The sequence below is a fragment of the Corallococcus sp. AB049A genome, from assembly GCF_003668885.1.
Classification (GTDB): Bacteria; Myxococcota; Myxococcia; order Myxococcales; family Myxococcaceae; genus Corallococcus; species Corallococcus interemptor.
In genome coordinates, this window is record NZ_RAWL01000584.1 from 1 (window position 1) to 4,402 (window position 4,402).

Sequence of the window (4,402 nt, forward strand, 5' to 3'; positions counted from 1 at the left end):
GAGCAGGCGGCTCCGGCTCCCACGTCGTGTCCACCTGCGAAACGCCAGACGACGGTCCTGCACTCGAAATGGTGCTCATGCGGTGCCTTCCCCAAGGGCAGACGGACGGAAGCACCGTTGTGGCAACAGCCCCCTCGCTTCCGTCCTGATTCCATTATCGAACCAGGACGGAAATGATTGCGTGGGAACAGCCTGTCCCTCTGGACAGGGTTCACGGCATCACGGCAGGTACGTCACTTCCAGCTTGGGGCGCTTCGACGCCACCGGGCTCTCTCGCGAGTAGTAGCTCGTCGCGTAGTTCGGGGCGCTGAGCCGGAACGAGACGCGCCGGTCGGTGGCATCCGAAGCGGCCTGGACCACGGGGATGAAGTTCGGATGCGCCGTGACGCCCACCTGGTCGTAGTTCGCGCTGGCGCCGGAATACCAGATCCACCAGCTGCCCAACGGATCACCGTAGGGCGGCCAGGGCTGGTTGTCGTAGGTGATGCTGTACTCGCCCCAGCTGTTGTCCGGCAGCCGGTGCACGTACACATTGCCATCGCCGCCGGGCGACCGGCCCCAGAACGACGTGGCGGACAGCTTCACGGCCTGGATGTGGGCCCCTACGGGGAGGCTGGCCAGGTTGAAGCGCAGGAAGAACTTCCGGTCCCAGCGAGGGTCGATGAGCAGTGTCTCCAGCCCCCCGTAGTTCCGGCCGTTCTCGCCATTGTAGCCGCCCGTGACGTACGCATCCGCCTCGGGCTCCAGCACCACGGTGACGGGCTCATTCACCGTATAGGTGACGGTCAGCGCCGGTCGCTGGGCCGCGTTGGCGTACTCCCGCGAGCGGTAACGTGTCGTGTAGCCCGGAGAGTGCAGCCGGAAGCTCACGAGTTTGTCGCCCGCGAGTTCGCCCTGTACGAGCGGGACGAGCGCCGCGTTGGAGTTGACGCCGAGCTTGTCCTCCGGCGTGGAGTTGTACCAGAGGAACCACGCCCCCACCGTCGTCGCCGCGGGCGTGGGCCGGTTGTTCCAGGTGATGCCCATCTCCTGCCACGAATCGTCGGCGACGAAGGACGTGTAGACATTGCCATCGCCTCCGTGCGCGTAGCCGTCGTAGGCCAGCGCGCTGAGGCTGACGGAGGTGATGACCGCGTCCTCGGGCAGGCTGCTCAAATCAAACCGCAGGTAGGACTCGGCGAACTCCCGGTTCACGATGAACGTTCCGTGGTTTCCGAAGTTCGAGTCCGGCGCTCCGGGGGCGACATAGGAGTCCGCGACCGGCGTGAGCGTCACGGTCGTGGACGCCAGCGCCAGCGCGGGCACCGACAGCGCGGCCACCGCCAGTAGCGGTGTCACAGAAGACGACAAAAGTCTGAAGCGACTCATCATGTCTGCCTTTGTTCGTGAGGAGAGCAGTGATTGCTCTCAAGCTCACGGACCGGGCAGACACGAAGTGTATTCAGCTCAACCCAGGGTCTGCTTCAACTTCGCCAGCAGGTTGAGCGCGTCCAGCGGCGTCATCCGGTCGATGGAAGCGGTCCGAAGCGACTCCAGCACCTCCGCGTGCTCGGGAGGCACTGGCGCCACGGCCACGGGAGCCGGCTGCGGCGCGCCCCCGAACAGGCCCAGCTGCCCCGCGTTCACCGGCGCCGCGCGCTTCGTGGAGCGCACGGCCACGCGGGGACGGCCCGCGTCGTCCAGCTCACCGGACTCCAGGTTCTGGAGCAGCTCGCGGGCGCGCGACACCACCTCCGGCGGCAGGCCGGCCAGCTTCGCGACCTCGATGCCGTAGGAGCGGCTGGCCCCGCCGGGCACCAGCTTGCGCAGGAAGATGACCTTGCCGCCCTGCTCCTTCACCGCGATGCACAGGTTCTTCACCCGGGGCCGCTCGCGCGCCAGGTCCACCAGCTCGTGGTAGTGCGTGGCGAAGAGCGAGCGCGCGCCCACCTTGTCGTGGATGTGCTCCGCCACCGCCCACGCGATGGAGAGGCCGTCGTACGTGGACGTGCCGCGGCCAATCTCATCCAGGATGACCAGGCTCTTCCGGGTCGCGTGGTGGAGGATGTGGCTGGTCTCCGTCATCTCCACCATGAACGTGGACTGCCCGCGCGCCAGGTTGTCCGCCGCGCCCACGCGCGTGAAGATGCGGTCGCACAGGCCAATGCGCGCCGCCTTCGCCGGCACGAACGAGCCTGCCTGCGCCATCAGCGCCGTCAGCGCCACCTGCCGCATCACCGTGCTCTTGCCCGCCATGTTCGGGCCGGTGATGACCAAGAGCTGCGCGTCCTCCGGATCCAACCGCACGTCGTTGGGGACGAAGGACTCGCCCGCGCCCAGCATCCGCTCCACCACCGGGTGCCGCCCGCCGGTGATGGTCAGCCCCTCCCCTGCGTCCACCTGGGGCCGCGTGTAGCCGTACTCCGCGGCGCACCGGGCGAAGGACACCAGCGCGTCCGCCGTGGCCACCGCCTCCGCGGCGGAGCGGATGGCCGGCGCGGCGGCGATGACCTTCGTGCGCAGCTCCTCGAACAGCTGGAGCTCCAGCACCACGCGGCGCTCCTCCGCGGTGAGGACCTTCTCCTCGTACTCCTTCAGCTCCTCGGTGACGAAGCGCTCCGCGCCCACCGTGGTCTGCTTGCGGATGTAGTCCTTGGGCACCGCGTGGAGGTTCGCCTTCGTCACCTCCAGGTAGTAGCCGAACACCTTGTTGTAGCGGATCTTCAGCGACGAGATGCCCGTGCGGTCCTTCTCCCGCTGCTCCAGCTTGAGCAGGTAGTCCTTGCCGGACGTGGACAGCGCCACCAGGTCATCCAGCTCCGCGTGGAAGCCCGGCCGGATGAAGCCGCCCTCGCGGATGACCACCGGCGGCTCGTCCTGCACCGCGCGCATCAGCAGGTCCGCCAGCTCCGGCAGCGCGCCCAGCGGCCCGGACAGCGACTTCAAGAGCGAAGCGTCACACCGCCCGAGCGCCGCGCCCAGCCTCGGCAGCTGCGTCAGGGACAGCGCCAGCGCGCGCAGATCCCTCGCGTTGCCCGCGCCCAGCGACAGCCGGCCGCACAGCCGCTCCAGGTCGCCCACCTCCTTGAGGGTGGCCACCAGCTCCTCGCGCCACACGCTCTTGCCGGACAGCTCCTCCACGGCGTCCAGCCGCGCTTCGATCTCCGGCAGCGAGCACAGCGGCGCGGCCAGCCAGCGCGCCAGCTTGCGCGCGCCCAGGCCCGTGGCCGTCCGGTCCAGCACGCCCAGCAGCGACCCCTTGCGCCCGCCATCGCGCAGACTCTTGAGGACCTCCAGGTTGCCGCGCGAGGACTCGTCCATCACGAGGCAGCCCGCGCGCTCCTGGCGCGACAGCCGGTCCACGTGCGCCGCCGGCGTCTTCTGCGTGTCCTTGAGGTAGCGCAGCGCCGCCCCCGCCGCCCCGGTGGCCAGCGGCGAGCCGTCCAGCCCGAACGCGGACAGCGACTGCACGTTGAAGTGCGAGCGCAGGAACGCGGACGCGCGCGTGGGCTCGAAGGCCGCCCCTTCCGCTTCCGCCACGGCCGGCACGCGCGACAGCCGCTGGCACACCTGCACCACCTCCGGCGCCTCGCGCAGGCCCTGCGGCACCAGCAGCTCGCGCGGCTCCACGCGCGACAGGCCCTCCACCAGCTCCGGCAGGCCTTGCGCCTCGAAGGTGAAGAACTCGCCGGTGGACGCCTCCAGCAGCGCCGCGCCGAAGCCCGCCTCGCCCCAGCACAGGGCCGCGAGGAAGTTGCTGGCCTGCGGCTCCAGCACCTCGTCGTCCAGCACCATGCCGGGGGTGATGACCCGCGTCACCTCGCGCTGCACGATGCCCGGCCCGTTGCCCGGCTCCGTCACCTGCTCGCAGATGGCGACCTTGAGGCCGTGCTCCACCAGCTTCGCGATGTACCGGCGCGAGGAGTGGTACGGCACCCCGCACATGGGGATCTTGTCCGCGCCCTTGGCCCGGGCCGTCAGGGTGATCTGCAGGAGCTCCGAGGCCCGCACCGCGTCCTCGAAGAACATCTCGTAGAAGTCACCCAGCCGGAAGAAGAGCACCGTGTCCGGATGGAGCGCCTTCACCTCCAGGTACTGGCGCATCATCGGGGTCAGGGAGGCGATCTCCCGCGCTCCCGCGGGGGCCTCACCGGTTCCGACGTCCGGAGTCGTGTCCTCTTCGGGCAGCACCACGTTCGCCGCCTTGCCTGTCTTCGTCTGCTGCGTCACCGCCATCCCCGACCTTCTCTCACGGCCTTACCCCCGGATCAACGAACCGGCGCCCCTACCTGGTGCGTATGCCTACCATCGGCGTCCGACATTTCGGCGGACCCCCGGCCGAAAACGGTTTGCAGGCCCTGCTCCCCCCGGCAGGCTGCCCGGCGACATGGCGAACTCTCCTCAGACGACCTCCCGCCCCCCC

General features: G+C 69.4%; 2 protein-coding genes. Both read right to left on the minus strand.

What is annotated here, in order from left to right:
- Positions 1-219 precede the first annotated feature (219 nt).
- Entirely contained in the window at positions 220-1,338 is a 1,119-nt protein-coding gene (locus D7X55_RS36540; RefSeq protein WP_158626475.1) for a DNRLRE domain-containing protein, read from the minus strand.
- Between the two features lie 108 nt (positions 1,339-1,446).
- On the minus strand, positions 1,447-4,215 hold the full coding sequence (mutS, locus tag D7X55_RS36545) for a DNA mismatch repair protein MutS (protein WP_121725452.1): 2,769 nt from the start codon (positions 4,213-4,215) through the stop codon (positions 1,447-1,449).
- Positions 4,216-4,402: the final 187 nt, after the last annotated feature.